The following is a 23,710-nucleotide window of genomic DNA, read 5'->3' as shown; positions in this document are numbered from 1 at the left end:
CCGCCACTTCAAACGTTAGTTAAGTGGGGGTTATTGACCTAGATTTCTCCGTTTTTTATCATTTCAATTACTTCTTTCATCGAGAAAACATGGCCTTTCTCAATCGCTCGATCAGATTCCTCGATCATTTGCTGAATCTCTGGGTCTGCATCAAAATCAACTATTAGAGCTGACATTATATGATTATTATCATTATGATCAGCATTTATAGAAGAGGTGATGCTATTGCCATCCTTGCCTTTTAATTTGAAATGCAAATTGGTCAACCTCCCTATTATCGATTGGTTCTGGCACCGATCAAAAGATTGCGTATTTCCTCTAACAAATCTTCACGCCGCCAATGACCTTTTTGGACAATATTTTCGACGTACCCGTTCAGGCGCATCCGATCTTCTGCCGTAATGTCTTTAGCCGTTAATACGACTACGGGAATCGATCGCCATTCGTCGCGTTTGCGCAGCTCGGTTACGAATTCGAACCCATCCATATTCGGCATCATGAGATCGAGCAGAATAAATTGAGGGATCGATTGTGCGACGCATTCTAAGGCAATTCTTCCATCCCCGGCTCTAATGACCCGATACCCTTCCTTCACCAGCATCCGGGTCATCATCTGACTGGTCGCCAAATCATCCTCGATGACCAGTATGGAGTCGGATTGTCGTTCCATAATGTGCTTATCCAGAACGGAGATGATTTTGTCCCGATTAACGGGTTTGATAAGGAAGTCGGATGCTCCGAGCGCATAACCTAAATTTCTGTCATCGGTCATCGAAATCATAATAATAGGAATACCGGCAAGTTCCGGATCGGATTTAAGCGTTGTAAGCACGGTCCATCCGTCCATTCCAGGCATTAAAACATCCAGAGAAATGACCGAAGGCCGCCGTTCTTTCGCCAAGCGAATCCCTTCCTGCCCGTTCCGGGCAACAATTACCGCGTATCCTTCTTTACTAAGGTAGCGTTGCATCAACTGCAGCATCGCCGGATCATCGTCAATAACGAGTATGGTGTTATGGCCTTCATCCAGATACGATTGGGAGCCTTCCTCCGGCAGAACAGACTCGCAATCCGGGTTGCTTCCTGATGACGGCAGCCACACTGTAAAGGTCGTCCCCTGCTCGTAGACGCTCTCGACGGCAATATGGCCCCCCATCATCTGGCACAGCCTTTGGCTGATCGCAAGACCCAGCCCTGTGCCTCCATATTTCCGAGTCGTCGATGAGTCCGCCTGTTTGAATGCCTGAAACAAATGGTCCATCTGCTCGGGAGTCATGCCGATACCCGTATCTTGGATGCAAAAAGAAACCCCGGGCTTCCCATGATAGGCTTCAAGGCTAACCGTTAATGAAACCGTTCCCTGCTTAGTAAACTTACCGGCGTTGCTAAGCAGATTAAACAAAATCTGTCTCAGCTTCGTAATATCCGTTCTCATCACGCCCTGCAGAATGACGAATTCAAGACGGTTCCCATTGGACTCCACGAGCGGGGAAACGGTTGTCAACACATCTTGTATCGTCGTATTGATGTCGCAGCTTTCCAAGTAAAGATCCATTTTACCGGCTTCAATCTTAGAAAGATCGAGAATGTCGTTTATGAGCGATAGAAGATGTTTGCCGGCATGATGAATTTTGCCGAGATCGTCCACAAAACCCTCAACGCCTTCATCCTCGGCCTCTTCTTTCAGCATTTCGCTGTAGCCGATGATGGCATTAAGAGGGGTTCGCAGCTCATGGCTCATATTGGCCAGAAATTGGCTCTTGATCCGATTGGCTTCGATGGCTTCATCGCGAGCAAGGGACAGCTCCGCGGTACGCTCTTTAACCAATTCCTCCAGCTGATCGTTCAGTTGCAGCAACTCTTGATTAACATAATAGATTTCACGGGTTTTCTGCTCCGCAATTTGCTCGGCTTCCTTACGCGCCTTTTTCTCCCGTTCAATTTGTCTGCGCAGAACTTCGATTTCCTGCATCGGCGTCACTTCCGTTCCGTCAAGACAAAGCGAGCAGCCGTACCTTCGTCCATAGGTTCCCGTTTGACCTCAATGTTCTCGCCATAATGTTCAATGCAGCCTAGGATAAGACCTTCAGCCAAATCCGCAAAAGGCCTAGAAGAGCGATAGATCATAATCAACGTACCAGGTTCCGAAGTCTCATATTCGAATGTCGGCAGTTCCGCGTCAGGGTAAAGCTTGAGGACTTCAACGTGAATATAGTTGTCCACTTTCCGCAAGATGCTAAAAGCCGTTTGATGTTCTTGAATAAATTGCGGATACATTGCGATAAGCTGTGTAAATAAATATTCGCCGAAAGTACGGACCAAGTCAGCCACGGGAATGCCCGTCCGTTCGGCCAGCTGAACAACGAGCTGAATCATTTCGTTGTGGGGGTAGGTACCCACCGATGTGTAGCTACCGCCTGAAGGCAAGTTCGAGGCTTCGATTATTTGATCGGCAACGTCTAGCGAGAACTTATTTTCTACCATTTCCAGAAATGAGGTGAATACCATTCCTTTCATAAAGCCCGCACTCCCTTTCGCTTATGAATGATTTTCGCTAAATAAAATACGAATGAATGCATCCACGACATTGGGGTCGAAATGGACGCCGCGTTGTCGCTCGATTTCTTCCAAAGCCTGCTCCCGCGTCCAAGCCTGCTTATAGGGACGCTCATGGGTCAACGCGTCATAGAAATCCGCGAGCGCCACGATTCGTCCGGCAAGCGGAATGTCCTCCCCGCTCAGCCCATTAGGATACCCGGTGCCATTCCACTTCTCATGATGCGATAAGGCGATCGTTCCTGCCAATTGCAAGACGGGAAACACGGTTCCTTCGAGTATGCTTGCCCCGATCGTCGTATGCAACTTCATTTTCTCGAATTCTTCCGGAGTAAATCTGCCGGGCTTTAACAGAATGCTGTCGGCAATGCCTATTTTCCCGATATCGTGCAAGGGCGTAGCCCTTTGAATGAGTTCTACCTCCGCCTTAGGCAACCCTAGAGCCGATGCGATTTTCATTGCCATCATCCCTACGCGCTGCGTATGCTGCCCCGTCTCGTCGTCGCGGAATTCAGAGGTTCGCGCGAGCAGTTCCAGAATTTCATGCTTGGCTTGCTCAACCTCGCCCGTCCGATCTAGAACCCGCTGTTCCAGAAGGTGATTCTGATCCTGCAGCTGCAAATGGAGAAATCGCGTTCTGAGAAGATTATTAATGCGCAGAACGACTTCCGTTTTGTCCAGAGGCTTTGTAAGAAAATCGTTGGCCCCTAAATGCAAAGCTTCCTGCCGCGCCTCCTGGGTAACGTCCGCGGTGAGCACTAGAACCGGGAGATAATTGCTTTCCTGGATCAGCTCCCTCAGGCGCCTCAACGCAGTAAACCCGTCTACTTCCGGCATATGTAAATCGAGCAGTACGATATCTGGCTGAATTTCGTGATAGAGCCTCTCTAAGCTTGTCGCATCCGTCGTACTAAACAGGTTGGAGAAACCGGCACGGCGCAATATTCTCTCTAACAAACTAATATTGTATTCCTGATCGTCGATAATCAGAAAATTCGCGGCACTCAACCATTGTTTGTCCATTAGTTAACCTCATTCCTTCTACGCCTTATTCCGCTAAGAAGATTACACTTATGATTATAGGCTATATTTGGGAATAATTGCAGTCAAATAATTACAAGATTCGACATAAAATAAACCCCCAGTCCCGCTTCAAAGAAGCGATAAATACTGAGGGTTTCAGTGATAGTGTCGGGCATTTCTATAGTGGACGTTCAATCGAGAACATTTCGCCCAGCTTGGAATACGAGGTACCCGCAAGCCGACTGACAGGTTTTAGCGCTTGGGGATCGATGCGCCCGTTCTCATAGACGGCTTCATCCACGTGGAAGCACACGATCCGTCCAATCAGCAAGTCGCATGCGGGCGCACCTTCCGTCCCCCCGAGGGGAATCGCTTGCTCAAGCACGCATTCCATGCGAATCTTGGCTTCGGAGATGCCAGGCACGGGAATCTTCTCACTTGGTATCGGGGTCAGTCCTGCAAGGATGACCTCGCTTTCCTCCGGCGGCAAATTGGCAGCCGTTTCATTAATCTGCCGAATGTAGGACTCATCGGAGATATGAACGACGAAGGTTCCGGACTCCACGGCGTTCTTCGACGTATCTTTACGCGCCCCGTTTTTCCTCTGCACGGATATCGAAATCATCGGGGGATTAGCGGTTACGATATTAAAATAGCTAAAGGGCGCCGCGTTCAATACCCCGCTGACCGACAAAGTGGAAACAAAAGCGATAGGCCTCGGTATAATGCTTCCGATCATCAGCTTATAGTTATCCCGCTCGCTCAGACTCGTTGGGTCGATAGCTATCATGGCTGAGCCACGAAATGCGATTGATACCAAGCAGCTGCGGCATCTACTTCCGATGCGGTCAGGCGGTGGCCGAATCTTTCCCAATGGATCGATACGTCAGCTCCGGCGTCGCTCAACAGCTTATTTAGATCCTCCGTTTCCTGAGGGACGCAGATCGGATCGTTTTCCCCCGCAGCGATAAAGACCGGCACGCCCGATAAATCAGGCAGCTTCACGCCCCGAAGCGGAACCATCGGATGATGCAAAATCGCTCCTTTCAGAGAGCCTTCAAAGTGAAATAGGAGGCTTCCGGCAATGTTGGCACCGTTCGAATAACCGATGGCTACAAGATTGCTGCGATCGAACCCGTATTCAGCGGCCGCTTGATCCAAGAAATCGTTCAGTTCCTTCGTCCGGAAAATAAGATCCTCGATATCGAATACCCCTTCGGCCAATCTTCGGAAGTAGCGCGGCATTCCATTTTCCAGCACGTTACCTCTTATGCTAATGACCGACGACTCCGGGGAGACGATCTCCGCCAGCGGCAGAAGATCATTCTCCGTTCCTCCTGTACCATGCAACAGTACAAGCACCGGCGCGCTCTCGTTCGTTCCTTGCTTGTAAATATGCTTCATTGTCCATCAGCCTCCAGTACCCTTACTTCAATTGGCGGTAAGCCCTGTACGATCTGATCGCGATGCTCTTCAAGCCATTCCGGCAGCATCAGCTGTTCTCCCATCGTCTCTGCAGGCTCATCGCGAGCGAACCCCGGAGGATCCGTCGCAATTTCAAACAGGATTCCGCCTTCTTCCCGAAAATATATCGCATTGAAATATTGACGGTCAATTACAGGCGTTGGATGCTGCCCGCTCTCCTCCACCCGTCGTCTCCAAATCGCATGATCCTCGTCGTCTTTAGCGCGCCATGCAATATGATGGACCGTTCCTGCTCCACCGACTCCATGCGCCATTGCCGTAATATTGACATCAATGAGGTTGCCCAAGTCTCCTGTTGCTTTGAACCGGGTAAAGTCCCCTTCCTGCCCGATTCTCTCCAGTCCCATCACTTGCTCAAGAACGGCAGCCGTTTTTTCCGGGGCGGTGCTATATAGAACGGCGCCTCCGAAGCCTTTGATCGCTTTGTCCGCGGGCACGCCTCCGAAAGACCACTGGCTCAAGGCTCCTTCCTCCCGCTCCACGATTTCAAGCTGCAAGCCGTCCGGATCCGCCGCTTGAATATATTGCTCGCCGAATCTCGTCGTTACGGTAACCGGAATATTCAGCTTCTCCAAGCGCGCTTTCCAGAACTCGAAAGCTCCGACGGGAACGACATAAGTCGTAATCCCCACCTGTCCGCCGCCGATGCGACCCTGACGGGAGGTTGCCCATGGGAAGAAGGTAATGATCGTACCCGGGCTTCCCGCCTCATTGCCGAAATATAAGTGATACACTTCCGGCGCGTCGAAGTTGATCGTTTTTTTCACAAGTCGAAGCCCTAATATACCGGAATAAAAATCAACCGTTGCCTGTGCATGTCTCACGAAAGCCGTAACGTGGTGAATTCCTGAAGTTTGTTGTTTCATCTCGTTTATTCCCCTTTAGGTTTATTTTATGAAATTGCTGAAATCGGATCAACATTGTATTATGCCCAATTTGAGAGTCTTTAATTTAAGATACTTGATAAAGATGGCTGAGCCGGTGGGATAATGGCTACTCCCTGCTACTTAAAACCGGCTTCCGCGTATTTGCCTAATTTCTTGAGCAACTGGCTCGCGACCTTCTTTTCATCATCCGAAAGCCCGTTTACAGCCTGACTAATCACCATAGCGTGCTTGGGAAACACTTCTTCGATTAATTGTTTGCCCGCATCCGTAATCTCGGCGTAGATGAGACGACGATCCTCTTCGGAAGCTCTGCGCTTTACCAAGCCCTTCTGCTCCAGCTTATCAACGACGTAAGTAATGTTCCCGCTGCTCATAAGCACTTTGCCGCCAATTTGCTGCAGAGGCTGCGAGCCCTTGTGGTATAACAGCTCAACGACTCCGAATTCGGTACGATTTAATCCATATCGTTTAATATCCCGATCCGCGTGCGCGTTAATCCACTGGATCGCCCGGTTGAGGGCAATGAAAAGGTCCAATGAGATTTCCTGATTATTGTTCGTCATCCTGTCCGCTTGCCCCCTTCCTCTGCTTGGATTAGTTATCTTTTTAGTTTTATATCTTAATATTAAGATAATACAATTGCGTTTGAATGTCAACATGGTTTTTTTGCAAACATCTATGCAATTACAAATTATTCTAAACATATCTAAATCATTCTATTTATATCTATTTTACCCGATTATAAGTCGAGTAATATTCTAAATATATTTAAATAGTATAAACCATCATTTCCATATGTTAAAATGATTGACATAAAATATTTTAATGATAATTGGAGGAGATTGTGTTGAGAAAAGTATGGGTTTCTGCTCTTACACTGGCTCTACTGCTATCTGTTCTGGCCACTTCTGTACATCCGGCTGTTGCTGCCAAAAACAAAACGGAAATTTTGATTTCCGCAGCGGCAAGTTTAAAAGACAGCTTGGACGAGATTGAAAAAGAATACGAGAAAGTACATCCGGACATTAATTTGACGTTTAATTATGGTTCCTCGGGTACTCTGCAAAAACAAATCGAACAAGGAGCGCCCGCCGACCTTTTCATTTCCGCCGGCAAGAAGCAGATGGATGCCTTGGTTAAGCAGGATCTCATTTCCGATAACACAAACCTATTAAAAAACGAGCTTGTTTTGGTCGTCCCATTGGATTCAAAACGGAAATGGACCACCGTAAAAGAACTGACCGACAAAGATATCAAAAAAATCGCGATTGGACAGCCAGAATCGGTACCGGCCGGGCAGTATGCCAAAGAAACATTAAATTCCCGAAAAGTATGGGATGATCTCGAGCCTAAACTGGTATACGCGAAAGACGTGCGTCAAGTATTAACTTATGTTGAGACCGGAAATGCGGATGCCGGGTTTGTTTATAAAACCGATGCGCTTACATCGAAGAAAGTAAAAATCGCTATCAAAATCATTCCTGAAGTACATACACCGATTGTATACCCGGCGGGCCTTGTTAAAGATTCGAAGCATAGCACCGAGGCTAAAGAGTTTTATAAGTATTTAAAAACAAAAGAAGCCAGCACGATCTTCGAAGAATATGGATTTAAGCTGTCATAAGAAGGAGGAATTAGATGTCCCACGAAAATTCATATACCGCGGAAGAAATCTCAAAAATACTTAAGGTTTCCAAACTTACCATTTATGATTTGATCAAAAAGGGCGATCTGCCCTCCTACCGGGTCGGCAAACAAATGCGAGTCGACGAATCTGATCTGGAAGCCTATAAACAAAAAAGCAAAGGTGTTTCCGTTCAAGCTCAACATGAATTACCGACTCGCCCTGCTCCCTCTTCAACTCCTATCGTCAGTCAAGGAATTCGTCCTATTGTCATTACAGGCCAAGATATAAGTCTGGACATATTAGCCAAACATTTAGAGAAAAAAACGACAGGCATTAGACCCTTGCGCTCCTATGCCGGAAGTCTCGACAGCCTGATTACCATGTACCAGGGCGAATCGGACATAGTCAGTACTCATCTTCTGGACGGTGACACCGGAGAGTACAACCTCCCTTATATTCGCAAGTTGCTTGTCGGTTTCTCGTATTTGGTCGTTAATCTGTTATCCAGAAGAGCCGGTTTCTATGTTGGACAAGGAAATCCGCACAAAATTACGAACTGGACAGATTTAAACCGTCAAGAGCTGCGCTTCGTTAATCGCGAGAAAGGATCCGGCGCCAGGATACTTCTCGATGAACAGCTTCGGCTGCATGGAATCAAGCCAGAACATTTGATTGGATACAATCATGAACTCACCAATCATTTAGGGGTGGCGGCCAAAGTGGCTTCAGGCGAAGCCGATGTTGGCTTAGGGATAGAGAAAGCAGCCTCCATTGTCGGAAATATCGAGTTTATCCCGCTGATTCAAGAACGCTATGATCTCGTTATGATCAAAAGAGCAGACAATCAGCCATGGATTGACAGTCTTATGCTCATTCTGCAGTCCGAAGACTTCAAACAGGAACTCCGAGCAATCGCAGGATATGACCTGTCTCTTACCGGACAAATTTTATATGAAACATGAACAAGAATAACAATAAGCCTTCAAAACCACTCTACAAGTGGGATTGAAGGCTTATTTCTTAGGCGCTGACAGCAGATTTAGAACCCAGGGAAAGCGGACAATTCAGACTGCTGGATAAAAAAGACGACGAGCGGCAGAATAAATAGGATGACTGCGGGAAACGTTTGTTTAAATGAATCTTTAACCCGTACATGCACCAATATTCCAACCAACATCGTGAATGCAAGCCACAAGCCCGCCGCGGCAGCCCAACTTGGCTCCCAAATACCTATGAGCATGGCGATCGCTCCTACCCATTCAACCAAAGCGGTCACAATACGGAACCATTGCGGCAATCCCCAATGCTTGAAGTTATCGACATGCATTTTGGAGCCTGCCATTTTCCCCGCACCCGCCATCAGAAAAGCCAAACCCAGTAAAGCCTCCAATACGATCGCTGCGATATCCATCATGATTTCCCCCGTTTACCCAATACTGATACTAATTCAAGCACAGTATGGGTTAAAATAAAGCGCAGTCGACGCGAAGTTAACTGCACCTGTTATAAGCACATATTATAACCTGTTCCCTGAGAAGTCAATCCTTTATAGTAAACTCGCGATCGTATGGCCTTTAAGGTACTCTACGGTCTGACGTTCGGCTTCATTCATGATTTCGAGCAAAGCTTGGTCCAATTGCACGCCTTGTTCGCCGCACTCTCCGGTTTCTCCCGAATCCGCTGCCTCGCAAGTCACCCATGTTACCGCCGTATATACATCAGCCAGAGTTATGCTCTCAGCCGGCAATCTCAAGCTATACCCGCCGTCCCGGCCTTCGCGAGCCTCGACGATTCCCGATTGCACCAGCGTCGCTAATACTCTGCGCATGAAAGTGGCATGCGAATTCACTTGATCCGCTATGGCAGAGCTGGAAAGGAAACTTCCGCTTTTTGCTAGCCACACCAAGATATGAACGGCGATCGCAAAACGCGGCGGACCGATTTGACTGCCCCGATTTGAAGTGTTCATGAAGCTCACCCCCTATCGGTACATTGTACCCCCGCGTATAGTTGTTCCGCAACAAAGGCTCAAGCCGTGTAGATGGATTTACTTGCCGCCGAACGCATTCAGCATCCAGACATGTATTTACGCAAGCCCTGAATCATACATTTCTAGAATGATGGTGCAGCTTTCCAATCCGATTGCAAGCCGAGAGGAGTACGAATCATGGAAAACAACCCTCCAAATCCATTGTGGAATGGCGTTATTCCGCAGCCTATTCGCAAAGACGGCGCCGGAGCGACGGATTTCGGTCCACGCGACGTGATGCGTGACTTAGAGAATCCCGACATGTTAGTTCCTCCGGCAACCGATGCAGGAACGATGCCCAACATGAAGTTTGCCTTTTCCGATACTCATATGCAATTAAATCACGGAGGGTGGTCAAGGGAAATTACCGTAAGGGAACTGCCGATCGCAACCACTCTGGCGGGGGTGAACATGCGCCTGACGCCGGGCGGCGTCCGAGAGATGCATTGGCATCAGCAGGCTGAATGGGCTTTTATGATCTTGGGCCGGGCGCGAATCACCGCCGTCGATCAGAATGGGCGAAATTTCATCGCCGATGTCGGCATGGGCGACCTATGGTACTTCCCTCGCGGAATTCCCCACTCCATACAAGGGCTGGAGGACGGCTGCGAGTTTCTGCTTGTCTTCGACGATGGCAGTTTCTCGGATCTTAACACCTTGTCGATCTCCGACTGGTTTGCTCACACGCCAAGAGACGTTCTCTCCGCGAATTTCGGAGTACCTGAGAACGCCTTTGCTTTTATTCCGAATAAGCAGCGTTATATATACCAGGACACAGTACCCGGCTCGATAGACAGCCAGAAAGTCAGCGATCCGAACGGCACAATGCCCCTAAGCTTAACGCATCGCTTGCTGGCACAGGACCCGATCGTCACGCCGGGCGGAACGGTGCGCATCGTCGACTCGAGCAATTTTCCCATTTCCACCACGATTGCAGCTGCGCTCGTCGAAGTTAAGCCGGGCGGCATGAGAGAAATGCACTGGCACCCCAACAACGACGAGTGGCAGTATTATTTATCCGGCATGGCGCGCATGACCGTATTCGCAGGCCAAGGCACGGCCCGTACTTTCGACTATCGGGCGGGCGATGTCGGTTACGTCCCCTTCGCCTTCGGCCATTACATCCAGAACACCGGAAACACAAGCCTATGGTTTCTGGAAATGTTTAAGAGCGATCGGTTCGCGGATCTATCGTTGAATCAATGGATGGCATTAACCCCGAGTCAATTAGTGTCAAGCAACCTGCAAGTTGGACCGGAGCTAATGAACGCCCTGCGCAAGCAAAAATGGCCCGTCGTCAAATACCCGTTGCCCGTTCAATTTCCGTTTAATAACTAACCTCGCAATGAAAGCCAAGCGGAATGATCTCCGAGAGATACCTGCTAATGAGTTCCTTTTCTACCTCCGTTACGACGGTTGTCGTATGAAGATTGAAATGCAGCGTTCCCGTATTTATATCGTACCTGCTGAACGCCATCCCGCCGCTTGCGAGCATGCTATTAATGGCAGCGGCGATACCGTATTGATCTAAGTCCCTCATCATAGCCGTCTGTACGATGCTGTCCGGCAACTCGTATTCCTGCGGTACTCTATCCACCTGTATCATGGAATAGGCTTTAATCTGAAAACAAACATAAGAGGGCAAATATCCGGAAACGAATCGCTTTAACGTTTCGACGTCTTTATCCGGCAATTGCAGATCATCGTTCCATGCATATAAGGTCGCCTTGTTTTCCCGCTCGTATGGACTCGCACATATCTCAGATGCGGATTGTATTTCTTGATTAAATACTCGGACAACAAACGCGTTCCCATTTCCATCGCCCCCTGCTATCCTGCATTAGGATCCAGTTTGTTTGCGCTTTCATTTCGGAAGTCGCCTTATATTCTATTCACGTCCCCCAGCTTTCAGACAACGCGCGATAGAATTTCAGGCTATTCAGGATGGTTTTATGCGTTTTTGTTCGATGCGGATTTCCTGCCCGCCAGGAATACACCCCCAAGTATAATGAATAGCCCTGCCAACATGTTCCATTTGATCTCTTCGTTTAACAAAGCATATCCCCATATTAAAGCCGTGGAAGGGACCAGATAGGTGACCATCGTCGCAAACTCGGCGCTGCCTTTCTGAACCATGTAGTAAAACAGAATATAAGCAAACCCCGATCCAAATGCGCCCAAACCAATAAGCATAGGAACGTTAGTTGCGGGAAATAGGTCCGATATGCTGAACGATTCCGTCGCGAAAGCCATGCCGCCGCTTCCAACCATGCTCGTTAGCAGCGTGCCGAAGCTTATCTGATACATAGAGTAGCCCATGAGCAGACGTTTCGATAACTGCGACCCGATGGCATAGCAGAACGTGGCGCAAAGCATGCAGACGAGTCCGATCTTATCAACGGACAAGGGAGATCCGGGCCTTAAGCCAAGCAACACGATCAAGCCCACCGAAGCAACGGCGATACCCCACCACTGGTTTCGGGTCGATCCATGCCTGAACAGTACAATTCCAATGACGATCGTCCATACCGGTGTCGTCGCGTTTAGAATCGACGCCATGCTGCTGGACAGATGCGTTTCACTGAAGGCAATGAGGGACCAAGGAATTGCGGTGTTGATCAGAGCCATCGCGATCATGGGGAACCATGGAATGACCCGGAATCCGAACGGTTTTCTAAGCGCAAGCATAATAAGCACGACGATAATTAATCCGCAACCGGAACGAAGAAAGGCGATCGTCCAAGGTCCGAAGTCGTGAAGCAGCATTTTGATAAAATAAAACGATCCGCCCCAAATGAGACTTAGCATAATAAGCGCAACATAGACAAGACGCGGCAATGGTGATCCTTCTTCCTGTTGTGAACTAACTACGATAAGTATAACCTTCCCCCGCCATAGCCGCCATCTTGCCGATGATTTCAAACCCATTCGGAACTTTGGTAAAATAGCATCAAGGAGCTGAGCCCAACGTGAAAAATGAGATCATAGCCAGATTTACTTCTTATGTAAAGGTGGACACGCAGTCCAATGAGAGCAGCCAGACTTGCCCGACTACCGAAGGTCAATTAACGCTTGGCCGGATGCTGGTCGAGGAGCTTAAGCAAATCGGCATGGAGGAAGTCACGATCGACGCCAACGGTTACGTCATGGCCACTTTGCCAGCCAATACGGACAACAATGTGCCGACGATCGGATTTCTCGCCCATATCGATACGGCAACCGACTTCACGGGCAAGGGAGTTAACCCGCAAATCGTCAACAACTACAACGGCAAGGATATCGTCCTGAACGAAGCGCAGAACATCGTCCTGTCGCCGCGGGACTTCCCGGAGCTCGCCGATTATAAAGGCCAAACCTTAATCACGACGGACGGAACGACATTGTTAGGCGCCGACGACAAAGCCGGCATGACCGAAATCATGACCGCGATGGCTTATTTGATCCAACATCCGGAAATCAAACACGGCAAAGTCAGAGTCGCCTTCACGCCGGACGAGGAAATCGGAAGAGGCCCTCATCGCTTCGACGTTGCAGCTTTCAACGCTAGCTATGCTTATACGATGGACGGCGGTCCGCTTGGCGAGTTGCAGTACGAGAGCTTTAATGCGGCTGTAGCTCGAATAACCTGTACGGGCAAAATCGTTCATCCAGGTACAGCGAAAGGCAAGATGGTTAACTCCGCGAAGATCGCGATGGAAATCAACAACCGTTTGCCGGCGGAAGAAGCTCCGGAATATACCGAAGGTTACGAAGGGTTCTTCCATTTGATTTCCATACAAGGCGATGTGGAGGAAACGAAGCTTCACTACATCATTCGGGATTTCGATCGGGAACGGTTTGACGGGAGAAAGGCCGAGCTTATTAGCATAGTGGAGGAATTGCAAGAGACTTACGGGGAACAACGAATTTTACTGGAACTCAAAGACCAATATTTCAACATGCGCGAGAAAATCGAGCCTGTCAAAGAAATCGTCGATATCGCCCATCAAGCAATGGTAAACCTGGGCATCGAGCCGATCATTCGGCCGATCCGTGGAGGGACCGACGGCTCCCAGTTGTCTTATATGGGATTGCCGACGCCGAATATATTCACGGGCGGCGAGAATTACCACGGAAGATACGAATACGTCTCGGTAGACACGATGATTAAAGCGACTAACGTGATCATCGAGATCGTTAAGCTTTTTGAACGGAGGCCGGCTGCGGAATAAATCGATAGACATCCAAGTCGATGCGGCCGCCCAAGCCGATCTCGACGTTTTCATTTTCCAGATAGAGCTGCTGCATGTATCGCCCTTCCCCTTCCTGGATCGCGATTTCCCCTTTCGCATTCACGACTCTATGCCAAGGCAGGTTATGCTTCGCGCTTAGCGAGTGCAAGATCCTTACGACCTGCCTGGCCCCCCTTGGGCTTCCCGCCTGCTCCGCAACTTGGCCATAGGTCATGACATAACCTTCCGGTATGCTCTTGATGATCTGAATCACTTGTTCCGTGAAAGGCTGCATCGAACATTCCCTCCTTCTATGATAAGTACACGCCGGAGTTATGGGGCGATCCCTTATGTTTTGCTTTTCTTCGCACTTCCGCATCGCCCATGAAGGACAACGTTATATATAGCATCGCTAGAATGTACACGCCTGCGAAGATAGAGATGGTTTGCCTAAAGCCGGAAGCCGCATTAAACCACAGGAAGGTCATTGATCCCAAACAAACGACCCACATCGCCCAGAGGTAAAAGACTCTAAGAACGCCGGATTTAGCTGTCTTGAAATCGAAAGAATGCCACTCGTGCGCCGGATCGATTTGGCATAACTCCGCTAATTGAGGATCGAGCACATCCCTCGCATACCTCGCTAATGCATCATGCTTCCGATAACTATGTAAAATCAGCATCGTGTAAAATACGGATAACAACGGAGCGACGATCAGCACTTGCGTATACCCCTTGTCCGCAAAACCGACCGCACAAAGAAGCACCAGCATAATAACCAATTGGATCGCAAAATAGTCCCTTTGCTTAATCCGCATCTTAATCTCGCTTCTGACGTCTTCCTTTACTTTTTCGTAGTGGTTGATTTTTCTGTCGTCATCGCTCTGTAAGGTCACTTGATGTTGTGTTTCCGGAACGGAATGATCACTCACCTTGTTCTCCCCCATCTGGACAGACATTTGTAAGCCCATTCTAGCATATTTCACCAGTTGTGGCTCCTCTTCGCGCTTCCTATCTCCACCATGCAGAATTAGGATACGCCGGAGAAGCGATCAGGACGGTTTCTCCGATTCTAGGAGTAGATAGGTTGGTTTTCCGTTCTTTCGCGGCTTTAGTCGCACGCTCGACAGGATCGGTCCAATCGTGCAACGCCAGCGTAAAAGCACCCCAGTGGATCGGTATCATCACTTTCCCTCCGACATCCAGATTCGCTTGTACGGTTTCCTCAGGCAACATATGGATCGCGGACCAACGTTCGTCGTATTGCCCGCATTCGATGAAAGTTAGATCGAACGGTCCGTATTTCTCCCCGATTTCCGCGAAATGAGGCCCATAACCGCTGTCTCCGCTGAAAAAGACTTTAGCCTGCTCCCCCATAATCACCCAAGAACACCACAAAGTCGTGTCCCTATCGCCGACGTTCCTGCCCGAGAAATGACGCGCCGGCGCGCTCGCCAAAGTGAGCCCCGCAAATTCGAACTCATCCCACCAGTCGTGCTCCGTAATCTTAGCCGGGTCTACGCCCCACCGGATTAAGTGCGCTCCTACGCCGAGCGGGACGAAGAAGTGGCCGACTTTATTTTTCATCTTCTTAATCGAGCCGTAATCCAGATGATCGTAATGGTCGTGCGACAGAAGGACGGCATCGATGGAAGGAAGATCCTCGATCTCGATCGGTAATTGCTTGCTGTAGCGGCGCCCTCCGAATAGCGGGAACGGAGAAGGCGATTTGCCTAACATCGGATCTATGAACAGCGTTTTACCGTCTAATTGCAGCAATATCGCCGAATGACCAAACCATGTTGCGGTCGGTTGCTTATTTCCTTTGGTTTCTATGAGGTGCCGCGGCAAGGGTACAGCTTGAATGGGCGTGATTGGCTTCCCTTTAGGATTTCCTTTAATGAATTGGAAAAGGACTTTGATCGTCGACCGAAGGTTCATATCCATTGGCGTTGGAATTTGATTAACAAACTTCCCTTTGGATCGGTTAGGAGATTGGTCGATTTCAATTCGCCGATCCGGCGACGCTGTTCCACCGAGGGCAGGATAATTTCTCACCATGAGATAACCCGCAGCAACTATTCCGACAATAATAAAGATTGCAATCCACATCTTAGCCAACCTCTTTCCGCAGCATAATCGGGCCGTCTGCTTAAGCCTCATATTCCATTACGAATATCGTATACCGAATTGAACACGAAATCCAATTGCAACTTGTTGCCACTCATCCGATTAAAGCCGATAATAAGCTTCATAAAGGTCTCGCTCACACTCTTGATAAAGGGGATAATCGAATGCTTCATATCGTAAACGGCGACTCCGTAGCAAATAAACTGAAGGAAGCCGCGATTCATGGCGATATCTTGGTGTGGAGAGAAATTTATACGGAAGGCCCATTGTTCTTGCAGCCTAGATCAGCAGAGCATCGGAATATCCGGGCTAATTACTTGGAGCGCGAGCTCGGAATTCCCCGGGAAGAATGGGTTAGCTCAAGCGAGGCTCAGGAAAAAAGGTTAGCGAAGTTTACAGATTACGAGGAAGTCGTGTTGTGGTTTGAGCATGATCTGTTCGACCAAACGATGTTAGGTTACCTTCTTCATTGGTTTTCCAGCCAAACTCTCGGCAACACCAAGCTAAGCTTGCTTTGTATCGGGGACTATCCGGGTATTGAGGTTTTCCGTGGGATGGGACAATTGTCGGTCGGACAGTTATCTTCTTTGGCGAGCAAGCGGCACGAGGTCGGGCAAGAAGAACTAAGTCTTGGGAAAAAAGCTTGGGAGGCTTACGTTTCAACGGAGCCGCGAGATTTGTTGTCTTTACTTCATGAGGATACGAGCGCGCTTCCTTATTTGCATAATACTTTCCAACTCCAATTGAATCGTTACCCATCCGCTCGCAACGGGCTTGGGATCGTCGAACAAACGACTCTCGAATATTTGCTTGAAGGTTATGACACGCCGCTGCAATTTTTTCAACGTGTAGGCGACAAGCTGCATGAGCTTGGAATGGGAGATTTGCAATATTGGCTCAGCTTACGCCGAATGTCGCAAGGATCTCACCCTTTAATCCTTGTCAACAATGACGTGATATTTCCGAAGTATTCTCAATCTGCAGACGATTTTCTAAACACCCGCATACGGCTTACGGATCTGGGCAGTCACATTGTAGCCGAAGACCAAGATTGGTTATCCCTGAACGGTATCGATACTTGGTTCGGCGGCGTTCATCTACAGGGAAATCATGATGTTTGGCGTTGGGACCGGGATGATCGTAAGCTCGTGCGGATTTAGTCTATTCGTTCCGAGTAACCCCGCCCGCAGTTCGAAGGCCGAAGCAAGGTTACTCTTCACGAATTAGGCGTTGGTCTTGATCGTTAACTCCCTATCGCGAATAGAAGCTTAGAACGTCGCTCCATCTCCACTGCTCGTTAAAGTTAGCCCCTAGATCGATGTTGGTGATCCAGACAGAGGGTTGTTTGCCCTCTTTTTCCGCTACCATGACGCTAGCAGTCGTTCTATTTGACCGGACCCATGTAAGCCGCTGCGGCTTCGAAAGAAATTGGGGATTGAAATCGCCCTGGGCATTGGACGGTTGCGTCACGCGTTTGCTCCGCTCTTTGTCCGGCTTCACCTCGACTAAGAACGGAAACGGCTTGGCGGCAGTACCGCTAGACGCTTGCAATTCCTTAGCTCTTGAAACAACTATACTCTTAGCGCCTTGCCAAGTGAAGCTCTGGTCTACAAATCCCGAAGGCGTATACGAGACGGGTTTCCCGTCGGGAACCTCGATTACCTTGAGCTGTTTATTGCTCGTGGCCTCCCTTCCGACGCCTCCGATATAAGCCAACGTATTGTCTTGTTCTGCCCAATTAAACCACTGGTCGTTGTTAGCCATCTCATCGACCTTGTTGAAAACAGCGCCGTCTGACGACAACACGCATAAGGTGTTGCTGTCGGCGGATAAAGATGCCGTAGGCGTTGCCAAGAAAGCAATCCACCGCCCCGTTGCCGAAAACTTGAAGATGCTTGTGCCCACGGCAAAGAAGCCGTTGGATTGCTTAGGGAGCACGTACAGGGTTTTGATTGACTTCGGATCTGCCTTGTCCGTTAAAGGGATTTCCAGAATACGAACCTGTGTCCAACCGCTTGGGAGCAATTCCGCGGCGGTCGAAGCGATAAACCCGCTTCCGTTTGGCAACCAAGAGTAATTGCCGATGCCAGGCGCAACTTCCACCGGTTTGTCCGGTTTATCCGGATGGATCCAGTTCAGCTTCTGCTCTGCCACAAAGGCTACAATATCTTGGTTCGGAGCCCATTGATAGCTCCCATCTCCTGCTGAGGTAACAAGATGATTTTGTCCTGTTGGGACGTGCCACAGCCATACTTCCCGCCCCTCCTGCCCCCTTGTATAGGCGATCCACTTCCCATCGATTGACCATTTCGGGCTTCGAATATATTGTCCCTTGGTCAGTCTCTGCTCGACGCCGCCTGTCTTGATCCACAAATCTCCTCCGCGCACGAATGCCGCTTTAAGGGAAAGCGGCGGCTTAGCCGCAAAGGCAGTTAAGTTCCCCAACGAGAGGAGAAGGGTCATCGCCGCCATTACCAAACAAGCTTTCTTAATTACACGCATGCTCTGCCTCCATGTGAAGTTAATTTCTTAGTGGCTATGTTTACTGACCCTTCTACGGTTTCCTTTAGTTGGTAAGTTCATTCAGATTAGGCCTTCTCTCGCTCGAGGGTGATTAAGAACAACCGGGAGTACTGCCACCGGCCCTTTTACTTTTGGCGGATATCCGTAATAAAGCAATCATACCCATGAACTCCCTTGTAATTCTGGGGGTCGACCGGTCCGGCATTCCTGTTCATGCCTGCGGCTGTTCGCCAAAACGTACCTTTATCCCCCCGCATCAGAAGGAAAACAGGACCACCGCAGCCTCCCCTACCTCCTTTCCGCGAAAACGTACCATTATCCCATCCGATAAGGGGGAAAACCCTTGTTCATGCTTCTGAAAACAAACCCGGAACGTTGAAATTTTACCCGATGCCTCTTGAAAATAGAACGCACGTTTGGTATGATGAGAATAAGAACAAATGTTCTATTTTAGGAGGGGCATACATGTTTCCGGATCATCTGACCTTCGAGGCATTCTGCCAGCAATTCAACTCCGAGCAGGCTTGCGCCGAGGCGCTGTTCGAAGCCAGATGGCCGGACGGCTTCTGTTGCCCGACTTGTCTTCATCCTCACTTTTATCTCATCCGTACGCGCAGACTGCCTCTCTACGAATGCTGCTCCTGTCGCCATCAGACGTCTGTCATCGCCGGCACCATCATGGAAGGCAGCCCCACTTTGTTGACCCGCTGGTTCCAAGCGATGTTTCTCATCTCCCGGCCTTCCGGCATCAGCGCCTCCCGCCTGTCACAAGTGATTCAGGTCACCTATAAGACCGCGTGGCTCATCGCAAGAAAAATCCGCCATGCCCTGCAACAAGCCGATGAAGCCGACCCGCTCACGGGTGTTGTGCGAGTTGACCCTATCTCTTACGGTTACACGTATTATAGCGAGGCCCAGCAGCCGCTGTTGATCGGCGGATCTCTCGACGAGCGAGACGAGCCTCAGCAGGTCAAAATCAAACAACCGGATCCCAGCCATGTGAATAACGCGTTGAGGTGGATTGAAAAACCTGGCGTCCAAGCGTTCGTAAACGATCATACGGATGGAGAGGCCGTGACAGTTTCGCGCGGCAAACTTCACCCCGCTTTGAACCCCATCAAGTGGAAGGTGACCGCGTGGCTGAACTTTACGTTTAATGGCATCGGGGCCAAACATTTGCAGGCTTATTTAGACGAGTTTTGTTTCCGGTTGAACTTAAAACTCCGCCATGCCCCGGTCTTCAGCCAACTGCTCCATTGGTGCGCCGTGACGCCAACCTTGACTTACAAAGATCTGACCCGCAGCAAACCGGTTCTCACCGTTCCCTGGGTGGTCTGGGGGAGCAAAGCGAAGTGGAAAGGAAAATATCTCACCCTATGGAACGCTTGATGCTTAGGATACCTGCTTTTTGAGTTGTCGATAACCCGTTCCATTCTAATTCAATTCATGAAACGGCAACTTGTGCGTGATATCTGGGAATCCGTTGATTGCAACTCCCTCTCAAATCATGGCATTCGAATATCTGCTGATTGACAACTACCTCTCAAATCATGACATTCGAATATCCGCTCATTGGCAACGCACTTCTGAGGCAAGGGGATAATGGTACGATTTCTCCGAAATGACACGGTAATTAGGTGCCGGTTTATCCCTATATTTCCCAGATGAGTAGCTGGTCATAAACTCCCTGTTCGTACAAGTAAAACGGGCTCTCCTTGGCACGGCGGTATACGTATGTATCTTCTGATAGTTCAAAAAAATCCCGCAAAGGACACCGAAAAATTCGGCAGTCTTTTGGGGATTGTATCTTAATACTTATGATTGCTTCTTCAAACGACGACTTCTAGGATGTGGATTTGGCGATCCAGACTGAGGTCAAGAAATGTATCCTCGATTTTAACTAATGGGTGCGTGTCATCGTGCGGATTAATAAACACGACTTCTCCCCATCTGCCATCCGTTAGCTTAACTTTGCTGCCGACTAGGTGTGTGATCATCATTTTCAGGAATACGGACACTACATTGGGATCGAGCTCGCCGAAAGAGCCTTTCCTCATCCGACTCACAACCTCGTGAAAGGGCAGAGGATCATGGTATGGCCGCTTGGATGACATGGCATGAAATACATCCGCCACTGCCACGATTTTGCTAAAAGGGTCAAGGTCATGCTCCTGCGCCTTAAGAGGATAGCCTGTCCCATCCGCACGTTCATGGTGCTGCAGAGCAACTAATGGGATACGGGGGTGCAGCCCTTCGGTTTCCTTCAGGATTTCGTAACCATAGGTCGTATGACGTTTCATCTCATCGAATTCTTCGGTCGTTAGTTTCCCGGGCTTCAGCAGAATCTCATCGGGAATAAGAATCTTACCCACGTCATGCATCGTAGCCGCCATTGATAATATCGCGATATCAGCCTCGCTCAGCTTCATCCACTTCCCAATCAGAGTGGACAACACGCCGACCCCGATATTGTGCTGATGGGTATATTCATCCTTGGCCTTGACCGATTCGAAAAGCTGGAAAACATCGGGGTGCGAGGAGACTTGCTCGACCAAAGGGAGCAGCTCGTGCGTAATTTCTAACAGCGGCAGCTTCTTCGTTACTTTGATTTTATCGAACAAATCCTTGGAATAACGGGCAGCCTCATGCACAACTTCAGTCGGAATGAAAGTTGGCGCATCAGGTCCGTCGTCCAAAAGCATAATTTCCGAATAATGGATATGATGTTGTTCGAGCAGGTGAATGTACCCTTCGTCGATAATGACGTGGGCAGGAAGAAGCATTAGGCCAACTGCATTTAGGACGTCGTGCTTAGCTCTTTTGCCCAGCAGTTTTTCTAGGGACAATGGTCACGTCAACCCCGCTCTGTCTGACTACATGAATAGTATCTCTTTTACAAAATATACCTTATCATTCGCTAAAATTCTACAATTAATTACATATATTTCGCTATTTATATTATCAATGTCTACACACTATTTCCTTAATAGCTCCCGAGCCAAAGCGAAGGCCGAACCCACTCTGGACGCCCGTCCGTACTTGCGGATGTAATCGTAATTCGTTAGCACGACTCCCGCATCCTTAATGGCGTAGGCGAAATCGTCGTCCAACATCAGCCTATATTCCCAAACCCTCTTCTCCCAATGCGGGATTAAGGTCCGCATTCCGGCGTCTTCTACCGCAGGATGAATGTAAGTTTCGCTTATTCCATCCGGCAAGTTGTACATTTTCGTAATCATTGTTTGCTTGAATCGCTCATAAGTCTCGCCTTCCTCGACCTCGAACGAATGGGATAACAAATAATCAGGAATCGCCACGCCAAGAACGCCGGCAAGGGAGGACGCTTTGGCGACGATCCGCTCCACTCCGGGAATGGAAGAGAGCAGCGTATCCGTGGGATGTACTTTCCGAAATAGGCGGAAGGGCAGTTTCCACTTTGCGCATTGTCTCAGCACTTGGGGAATATGGCTGCGGCCAACGGCCATGCCATACAAGCTGCCCATGTGATTGTCCGCATGAGTAAGCGGGATTCCATGTCGCACGACCGCCTCATATTGCGCCAAGATTTCCTTCATGACGGCGTCGGTATCGGCGTTTCGTTCGAATGCTTCGACGGTCTTATGCATATGACCGCTCTCATCGTGCAGCGAAGGATGGCCGGTCATGCTTTGCCAGCGAAGCGCGTTGAATTCGCTCGTTAGCGTCAAGTGCAGACCGATATTCGGCTGCCCCCTGCGCCTGCTCCATTCGGCCGCTTCTTCGAAGCCGGGAGCCGGGGCCATGATCGTTGCTGAAGAAACTTTGCGTTCCTCCAGCAGATGTTGGATCGCTTCGTTCATCGGCGGGCTTTGGCCGAAATCGTCGCAGTTGATAATGAGATGCTTAGGACTCATGCGCATGTTTCCTTTCTAATCTCACGAAGAGCGAGACGATAATCGAAATCAGGAGCAAACCTAGCGGAACGACGCTGATCAAGTAACGGAATGTGGACTCCGGATCCGGGCCCGGCTTATCCCCGCTCTCATAACCGAATACGATCCCGACAATGAAAAAAGCCAGAGCAGAGATGAGCCCGCTCGAACGCGTAATGAATCCTGCGACCGCGGTATAGGTCCCTTCGCGCCTGCTGCCGGTTTTGGCGAAATCCCGATCTATAATGATGCTGCTGACGATAGGCGGCGTAACAAGGAAACCCGCCAACCCGAATCCGACCAACACGCCCGCGAGAATGCCGCTTAACAGATTGCTGCCGAACCATAGCGGGATGACGGAAAGCGCATAGGCGAATAGCGACAGCCTCCAGCCTTTTAACGGGTCCATTTTGCCGATTAACCAGTACCATACGAAGACAAGCGGAATAACCGATACGAAGATGGAAGCGAGCAGAAACGTCACTTGAGCCTCGGGAATCTTAAGTACATACTTGGCGTAAAATGGGATGATCGAGCTAAGCAGCCCGTTAACCGTCTGCGCGAACGAGTTGGCGATATTAAACACCCAGAAGGCTTTATTTTTCAACGTTTCGCGGAATGCATCCTTTAATTTAAGTGTCGGCGTTTTCCGTGCTTCCTCGTCTTCTTTCACATATCGTATGCAGAGAAGCATAAATACGGCAAAAGCCAGCGCATAGACGATCGACATGTTGCTAAAGCCCATCGCGTCGTACAAATATGGCGTAAGGGCAGTACCGATGAGCAACGCGACGATCTGGTAACCTTGCTGAACGGCGGAAGCCTTCGCGCGAACCCGATCTCCTCGGAACAACTCAGGGAAAAGCGCGCCATAGTTGACCCAGATAACGGTTGCCACAGCTTCGAATAACACAAGCGCGATGAGGAACCACGTGAAAAGCCCCATCTCGGACAGACCGTGGGGAGGGGAGAAAATCATAATGAACGTCAGCATGAAGAATGGAATAGACCCGAGCAACCACGGACGCCTTCGACCATACTTCGTATTCGTGCGATCGGACCAATAACCGGCTAACGGCTGATTGACGGCGTCCCAGATCAAGAAAATCGTGCGCGCCAACGTCGCGAGTCCGATTCCCAGCCCTAGCTTTTCCACGTAATAATAACTATAGAACGAACTGAACGCAGTGCTGGGAATCATCATCGCCAACATCCCGAACGCATACATCATCGGGGAATTCAGAAGCTTTTGCCTCATCTTATAACCTCCGAGAGAATAGATTGCAAACGCATTCATTTACAATCTATTCTCCTCGTCAGTCGAGGTT

General features: G+C 49.3%; 26 protein-coding genes. 6 read left to right on the top strand and 20 right to left on the bottom strand.

Translation table 11 applies throughout. The features are described 5' to 3' along the window. Positions 1 to 38 precede the first annotated feature (38 nt). The 8 genes from K7P76_RS09980 to K7P76_RS09945 form a co-directional block, all read right to left on the bottom strand. A complete protein-coding gene (locus K7P76_RS09980; protein WP_232185150.1) occupies positions 39 to 257 on the bottom strand; it encodes a hypothetical protein in 219 nt (72 codons plus the stop codon). A gap of 17 nt (positions 258 to 274) precedes the next feature. Beyond that, positions 275 to 1,972: a hybrid sensor histidine kinase/response regulator gene (locus K7P76_RS09975; protein ID WP_232185149.1), complete on the bottom strand. Its 1,698-nt coding sequence runs from the start codon at positions 1,970 to 1,972 to the stop codon at positions 275 to 277. Between the two features lie 5 nt (positions 1,973 to 1,977). Next, the gene (locus tag K7P76_RS09970) at positions 1,978 to 2,517 is read right to left on the bottom strand and encodes a heme NO-binding domain-containing protein (RefSeq protein ID WP_232185148.1); all 540 of its coding nucleotides are present in this window, start codon (positions 2,515 to 2,517) and stop codon (positions 1,978 to 1,980) included. 21 nt (positions 2,518 to 2,538) lie between these two features. Next, complete coding sequence (locus tag K7P76_RS09965; RefSeq protein ID WP_232185147.1) at positions 2,539 to 3,579, bottom strand: HD-GYP domain-containing protein; 1,041 nt, start codon at positions 3,577 to 3,579, stop codon at positions 2,539 to 2,541. Between the two features lie 178 nt (positions 3,580 to 3,757). Continuing rightward, the gene (locus tag K7P76_RS09960; RefSeq protein ID WP_232185146.1) at positions 3,758 to 4,369 is read right to left on the bottom strand and encodes a flavin reductase family protein; all 612 of its coding nucleotides are present in this window, start codon (positions 4,367 to 4,369) and stop codon (positions 3,758 to 3,760) included. Then, complete coding sequence (locus K7P76_RS09955; RefSeq protein ID WP_232185145.1) at positions 4,366 to 4,983, bottom strand: alpha/beta hydrolase; 618 nt, start codon at positions 4,981 to 4,983, stop codon at positions 4,366 to 4,368. Before K7P76_RS09955 ends, K7P76_RS09960 begins: the two co-directional genes overlap by 4 nt. Then, entirely contained in the window at positions 4,980 to 5,930 is a 951-nt protein-coding gene (locus tag K7P76_RS09950) for a ring-cleaving dioxygenase (RefSeq protein WP_232185144.1), read from the bottom strand. Before K7P76_RS09950 ends, K7P76_RS09955 begins: the two co-directional genes overlap by 4 nt. A gap of 137 nt (positions 5,931 to 6,067) precedes the next feature. After that, a complete protein-coding gene (locus K7P76_RS09945; protein ID WP_232185143.1) occupies positions 6,068 to 6,514 on the bottom strand; it encodes a MarR family winged helix-turn-helix transcriptional regulator in 447 nt (148 codons plus the stop codon). 269 nt (positions 6,515 to 6,783) lie between these two features. Between K7P76_RS09945 and modA the strand changes: the two genes are divergently transcribed. Both modA and K7P76_RS09935 read left to right on the top strand, forming a co-directional pair. After that, on the top strand, positions 6,784 to 7,575 hold the full coding sequence (gene modA, locus K7P76_RS09940; RefSeq protein WP_232185142.1) for a molybdate ABC transporter substrate-binding protein: 792 nt from the start codon (positions 6,784 to 6,786) through the stop codon (positions 7,573 to 7,575). A 14-nt stretch (positions 7,576 to 7,589) separates the two neighbouring features. After that, positions 7,590 to 8,540 (top strand): substrate-binding domain-containing protein, encoded by a 951-nt coding sequence (locus tag K7P76_RS09935; protein ID WP_232185141.1) that lies wholly within the window; start codon positions 7,590 to 7,592, stop codon positions 8,538 to 8,540. Positions 8,541 to 8,617: 77 nt separating this feature from the next. On the opposite strand, the gene K7P76_RS09930 is transcribed toward K7P76_RS09935, so the two are convergent. Together K7P76_RS09930 and K7P76_RS09925 are read right to left on the bottom strand one after the other, a co-directional pair. Further along, positions 8,618 to 8,992, bottom strand: coding sequence for a DoxX family protein (locus tag K7P76_RS09930; RefSeq protein WP_232185140.1), 375 nt, complete (start codon positions 8,990 to 8,992; stop codon positions 8,618 to 8,620). 132 nt (positions 8,993 to 9,124) lie between these two features. After that, positions 9,125 to 9,547, bottom strand: a complete 423-nt coding sequence (locus K7P76_RS09925; RefSeq protein WP_232185139.1) for an RrF2 family transcriptional regulator — start codon at positions 9,545 to 9,547, stop codon at positions 9,125 to 9,127. A 198-nt stretch (positions 9,548 to 9,745) separates the two neighbouring features. Here K7P76_RS09925 and K7P76_RS09920 point away from each other — a divergent pair, with 198 nt between their 5' ends. Next, positions 9,746 to 10,945: an oxalate decarboxylase family bicupin gene (locus K7P76_RS09920; RefSeq protein WP_232185138.1), complete on the top strand. Its 1,200-nt coding sequence runs from the start codon at positions 9,746 to 9,748 to the stop codon at positions 10,943 to 10,945. On the opposite strand, the gene K7P76_RS09915 is transcribed toward K7P76_RS09920, so the two are convergent. The 3 genes from K7P76_RS09915 to K7P76_RS09905 form a co-directional block, all read right to left on the bottom strand. Next, positions 10,935 to 11,300, bottom strand: coding sequence for a hypothetical protein (locus K7P76_RS09915; RefSeq protein WP_232185137.1), 366 nt, complete (start codon positions 11,298 to 11,300; stop codon positions 10,935 to 10,937). The genes K7P76_RS09920 and K7P76_RS09915 overlap by 11 nt on opposite strands. Then, positions 11,273 to 11,422 carry a hypothetical protein gene (locus K7P76_RS09910; protein ID WP_232185136.1) on the bottom strand — a complete coding sequence of 50 codons (150 nt, stop codon included), beginning with the start codon at positions 11,420 to 11,422 and terminating at the stop codon, positions 11,273 to 11,275. The genes K7P76_RS09915 and K7P76_RS09910 overlap by 28 nt, the downstream gene beginning before the upstream one ends. Positions 11,423 to 11,557: 135 nt before the next feature. After that, positions 11,558 to 12,445, bottom strand: a complete 888-nt coding sequence (locus tag K7P76_RS09905) for a DMT family transporter (protein ID WP_232185135.1) — start codon at positions 12,443 to 12,445, stop codon at positions 11,558 to 11,560. Between the two features lie 131 nt (positions 12,446 to 12,576). On the opposite strand from K7P76_RS09905, the gene pepT reads away from it, so the two are divergent. Then, a complete protein-coding gene (gene pepT / locus K7P76_RS09900; protein ID WP_232185134.1) occupies positions 12,577 to 13,818 on the top strand; it encodes a peptidase T in 1,242 nt (413 codons plus the stop codon). Here the strand turns inward: pepT and K7P76_RS09895 are convergent. From K7P76_RS09895 to K7P76_RS09885, 3 genes are read right to left on the bottom strand one after another with little or no spacing between them, the layout of a single operon-like run. Next, entirely contained in the window at positions 13,784 to 14,113 is a 330-nt protein-coding gene (locus K7P76_RS09895) for an MGMT family protein (RefSeq protein ID WP_232185133.1), read from the bottom strand. The genes pepT and K7P76_RS09895 overlap by 35 nt on opposite strands. A gap of 16 nt (positions 14,114 to 14,129) precedes the next feature. After that, positions 14,130 to 14,804, bottom strand: a complete 675-nt coding sequence (locus K7P76_RS09890; RefSeq protein WP_232185132.1) for a hypothetical protein — start codon at positions 14,802 to 14,804, stop codon at positions 14,130 to 14,132. Between the two features lie 25 nt (positions 14,805 to 14,829). Continuing rightward, positions 14,830 to 15,930: an MBL fold metallo-hydrolase gene (locus tag K7P76_RS09885; RefSeq protein WP_232185131.1), complete on the bottom strand. Its 1,101-nt coding sequence runs from the start codon at positions 15,928 to 15,930 to the stop codon at positions 14,830 to 14,832. A gap of 182 nt (positions 15,931 to 16,112) precedes the next feature. Here K7P76_RS09885 and K7P76_RS09880 point away from each other — a divergent pair, with 182 nt between their 5' ends. After that, entirely contained in the window at positions 16,113 to 17,108 is a 996-nt protein-coding gene (locus K7P76_RS09880) for a DUF1835 domain-containing protein (protein WP_232185130.1), read from the top strand. 91 nt (positions 17,109 to 17,199) lie between these two features. Here K7P76_RS09880 and K7P76_RS09875 read toward each other — a convergent pair whose 3' ends face one another. Next, on the bottom strand, positions 17,200 to 18,450 hold the full coding sequence (locus K7P76_RS09875) for a TolB family protein (RefSeq protein ID WP_232185129.1): 1,251 nt from the start codon (positions 18,448 to 18,450) through the stop codon (positions 17,200 to 17,202). A 486-nt stretch (positions 18,451 to 18,936) separates the two neighbouring features. On the opposite strand from K7P76_RS09875, the gene K7P76_RS09870 reads away from it, so the two are divergent. Beyond that, positions 18,937 to 19,860, top strand: a complete 924-nt coding sequence (locus K7P76_RS09870; RefSeq protein WP_232185128.1) for a transposase — start codon at positions 18,937 to 18,939, stop codon at positions 19,858 to 19,860. Between the two features lie 440 nt (positions 19,861 to 20,300). Here the strand turns inward: K7P76_RS09870 and K7P76_RS09865 are convergent, their stop codons facing one another. From K7P76_RS09865 to K7P76_RS09855, 3 genes are all read right to left on the bottom strand, one after another. Beyond that, entirely contained in the window at positions 20,301 to 21,317 is a 1,017-nt protein-coding gene (locus K7P76_RS09865) for an HD-GYP domain-containing protein (protein ID WP_232185127.1), read from the bottom strand. Between the two features lie 129 nt (positions 21,318 to 21,446). After that, positions 21,447 to 22,364: a polysaccharide deacetylase family protein gene (locus K7P76_RS09860; RefSeq protein ID WP_232185126.1), complete on the bottom strand. Its 918-nt coding sequence runs from the start codon at positions 22,362 to 22,364 to the stop codon at positions 21,447 to 21,449. Then, the gene (locus K7P76_RS09855) at positions 22,354 to 23,640 is read right to left on the bottom strand and encodes an MFS transporter (protein WP_232185125.1); all 1,287 of its coding nucleotides are present in this window, start codon (positions 23,638 to 23,640) and stop codon (positions 22,354 to 22,356) included. Before K7P76_RS09855 ends, K7P76_RS09860 begins: the two co-directional genes overlap by 11 nt. Between the last annotated feature and the right edge of the window lie 70 nt (positions 23,641 to 23,710).

Source organism: Cohnella silvisoli, from assembly GCF_021190915.1.
Taxonomy (GTDB): domain Bacteria; phylum Bacillota; class Bacilli; order Paenibacillales; family Paenibacillaceae; genus Cohnella; species Cohnella silvisoli.
Note: the sequence above shows the minus strand (reverse complement) of the source record. Positions and strands in the feature narration are given on the sequence as shown.